General features: G+C 59.4%; 4 protein-coding genes. All 4 read right to left on the bottom strand.

Annotated features, from left to right (window positions below; translation table 11 throughout):
• Positions 1-295: 295 nt before the first annotated feature.
• Positions 296-484 carry a hypothetical protein gene (locus IE243_RS22460; RefSeq protein ID WP_191321513.1) on the bottom strand — a complete coding sequence of 63 codons (189 nt, stop codon included), beginning with the start codon at positions 482-484 and terminating at the stop codon, positions 296-298.
• A gap of 330 nt (positions 485-814) precedes the next feature.
• Positions 815-1,264 (bottom strand): RES family NAD+ phosphorylase, encoded by a 450-nt coding sequence (locus tag IE243_RS22455; protein ID WP_191321512.1) that lies wholly within the window; start codon positions 1,262-1,264, stop codon positions 815-817.
• Positions 1,264-1,689: an Xre family toxin-antitoxin system antitoxin gene (locus tag IE243_RS22450; protein ID WP_191321511.1), complete on the bottom strand. Its 426-nt coding sequence runs from the start codon at positions 1,687-1,689 to the stop codon at positions 1,264-1,266. The genes IE243_RS22455 and IE243_RS22450 overlap by 1 nt, the downstream gene beginning before the upstream one ends.
• Positions 1,690-2,132: 443 nt before the next feature.
• Positions 2,133-2,300 (bottom strand): hypothetical protein, encoded by a 168-nt coding sequence (locus IE243_RS22445; protein ID WP_191321510.1) that lies wholly within the window; start codon positions 2,298-2,300, stop codon positions 2,133-2,135.
• Positions 2,301-2,657: the final 357 nt, after the last annotated feature.

Genomic DNA, 2,657 nt, shown 5'->3' with positions numbered 1-2,657 from the left:
TGAATCACGTCCGCGCTCCCAACAAAACCCTGCATGAGTCAGGGGCAGAAGGCCTTGGTAGACAGCGCGGTGCGGTTGGGCTCACAAACATGCTGTTTGAAAGGAAAAGGCCGCCGGTGGCGTCCTGTCGCGTTTCCTTGTCGGATATTACCCATGCAGGTGATGGTGTGGTTCGCCATCAAATCCCAGAACGATACGCTCGATTTTCAGACGCTCGAATTCTTGGGTGACGCCTCATGTGAGCCAGGGCTGGCGCGGTGGGCCGGTGGGCGACGCAGGAGAAATCAGTGAGGGGTCACTGATAGAGGGTGTTCGCCTTGCGCCGGTCGTAGGAGCCCTTGCCCTTGCGGGCACGTTCCGAGCGGCGCCGCGTATCGACGCTGATGGCGGCGCCTGCGTTTCCAGCGCAGATGTAGAGGCCCTTCCGGTGCTCGTTAAAGGGCTTTGACGCGGCGATCGTCATCTGCGAGGTCTTGCGAGCCATGGTCGTCGTCCTTCTTGGGGTTTCAAGCCGTTTGGGTTTGTCCCAAAAGGATCTTGGACCGGAGATAGGGAGGCGCGACAGCAGGAGAAACGCGTCTGCATGGCGTCTCTTTCCTTGGGTTTGTTGACCGTGAGGTCACACCCGATGTCCATGCAATGAAAAGGCCCGTGGTGGCGGGCCCTTTTTCGGGGGTTTGAGGTGCGATGGCGGGCGGAGGCGGAGGACTCTGCCGCCGCTGTGCGCTTCACGGCGTGGTAGCCGGCGTAGAAGCGGCGCCATGGGACCAGAAGGCCGTAGGTCTGCGGTAGTTGGGGTGACTAGTTCGGCCGCTTAGATGAGTGGTGGCCCGCTCTCGAGTGCCCAAAGCCGGGGATCGAACGATATTGGCTTGGTGAACTCAACGGAGATTTGGGGACTGGCGGGGTGACGCGGATTGATCAGGAAATTGTATGATTCCGGGACGATAATGGATGGGACCCTGACTATCGGACTTGATAGCTGGCTCAACCAATTGTCCCCTGCCGCTCTTGGATCCTGGATGTCGGAGGGCATTTCGTTGATGGCGGCGTTGCCAGTCTCGATGGCGATGAGGACGTAGTTGTCCGGTTGGAGTTCGGGAGGGATATCGAGATGGACCCGGATTTCAAGCGCTGCCAGCGCAGGGTTTTCCGCTGTGTAGACCATTGGGCGTCCTGGGGAGTTCCAGCGTCCGCCATATAGACGGGCGCCTTCACCAGTCAGGTCGGTGTAAGGGGTCTGTGCAATGCGCCATATGCGCATCAGGCTGCGATCCCGTGCTCAATACGGCCAAGCAGATTGAGAACCTGTTCAGCGCCAGTGCTGGTGTCGAGAAGCGAGACCGGGGCTTCTCCGCTTAAAGCTGTGGTACGGCGCCGGAGCCAGACCCCTGCCTTGTCTTTGGATCCGAAAACCGTGACGGCTCTAGCGACGACGCTGGCGGCGCGCAACAAACGATCGGATTGCTCGGTTGTCAGGGTGCCGATGCGGCGCCTGTTCTCGAGCGTCTTGCGTGGAATGACTACTGTGTCGATTTCCGCCATCGTGAGCAGGCCGCTCTTGATCATGTTGTCGATGCTACCAACAGGGATACCCTTGCGGAGTAAACCGATCATCTCCTGATTGTTGGAGATGTGGAGGCCGAGGATCTGATCTCCTCCCAGAACTTCGAGGGTGCTGACCTGCATGGCGTCACCTCATTGTGGCGATATGCCGAGAATATATGGCCATATCGCCATGGGGGCAAGTGGGCCCACCGTTTGCGCTCACCTGGCAGATCAAGCCGCTGGTTGTGGAAGCCCCAGAGATGTCGGAGGTGGCTTTAGGCTTTAGAAGGCCTCTGTGCGCAGGTCGGCAAAGTCCGGGCGGCGCGGCGCTTGCAGTCGCGTGAACCACCGGCGCCATGGTGCCCGTGATCATCAAGGAATGTGTCGAACCACTTTGGATGATGGGTGGTGGATTAACATTTTGCGCCGAAGGGTTTGCGGTCCCGTCTCTGGATCAGTTTTTGGATCGTTGCGCACATTGGCTGCGCTGGTTTTCGTGTGAGCCAGGAAGGAGTGGTGCGATTTGTTCGCGACATATACTGGCCTCGACTGTTGACGGGGGTGCGAATGGTAATCTCGCCCGGCTAGTGGGTTTCAGTGGGACCGACCTGGGTGGTCCACCCAGCCACGGCAAGCTGCTCGGCGCCGTGCATTGAACCGGCAGAGATCATCTGGATGGTGAAGGTTCCGGAGATGGCCTCTGCGAGAAAATCGCGGACTTCAAAGGAATCCATAAGGAAGGGAGTCACCATCAGGAACTTTCCCTGACCGGTGCAGACGAGCCAGGCAGCCGTCTCATCGACGTACCTTCTGCGCTGTCTGAGCCACCCGTCGTGTTCGAGCGCCACTTTGAGCTGGCCTGTCCCTCGGGTCACGCCGCCGCGAGCGGAGAATGTTTGGTCGGCGCCTTGCAGATGCCGCTCTGCAAGCGAACTGCTCGTCCGTCAGCCAGAAAACGTGCGTGTCCATCCGATGGCTCCCTTCGGGAGCCTTGAATCAGAAAGCGCTTAAAAGCGAAACTGTTTTTATGGGTCCGGAGCCTACGCGGCCAGGGCAAACGCCTGCTGGCGGCCATCGGCGACGCGGGCGGATGGGAACATAATGCGAAG

Origin of the sequence: Camelimonas fluminis (assembly GCF_014656355.1) — a bacterium.
Taxonomy (GTDB): Bacteria; Pseudomonadota; Alphaproteobacteria; order Rhizobiales; family Beijerinckiaceae; genus Camelimonas; species Camelimonas fluminis.
Note: the sequence above shows the minus strand (reverse complement) of the source record. Positions and strands in the feature narration are given on the sequence as shown.

Bases quoted from the DNA above. Each gene is read 5' to 3' on its own strand.
- IE243_RS22460 (WP_191321513.1), bottom strand. From the start codon at position 484: ATGGCTCGCAAGACCTCGCAGATGACGATCGCCGCGTCAAAGCCCTTT.
- IE243_RS22455 (WP_191321512.1), bottom strand. From the start codon at position 1,264: ATGCGCATATGGCGCATTGCACAGACCCCTTACACCGACCTGACTGGT.
- IE243_RS22450 (WP_191321511.1), bottom strand. From the start codon at position 1,689: ATGCAGGTCAGCACCCTCGAAGTTCTGGGAGGAGATCAGATCCTCGGC.
- IE243_RS22445 (WP_191321510.1), bottom strand. From the start codon at position 2,300: ATGGTGACTCCCTTCCTTATGGATTCCTTTGAAGTCCGCGATTTTCTC.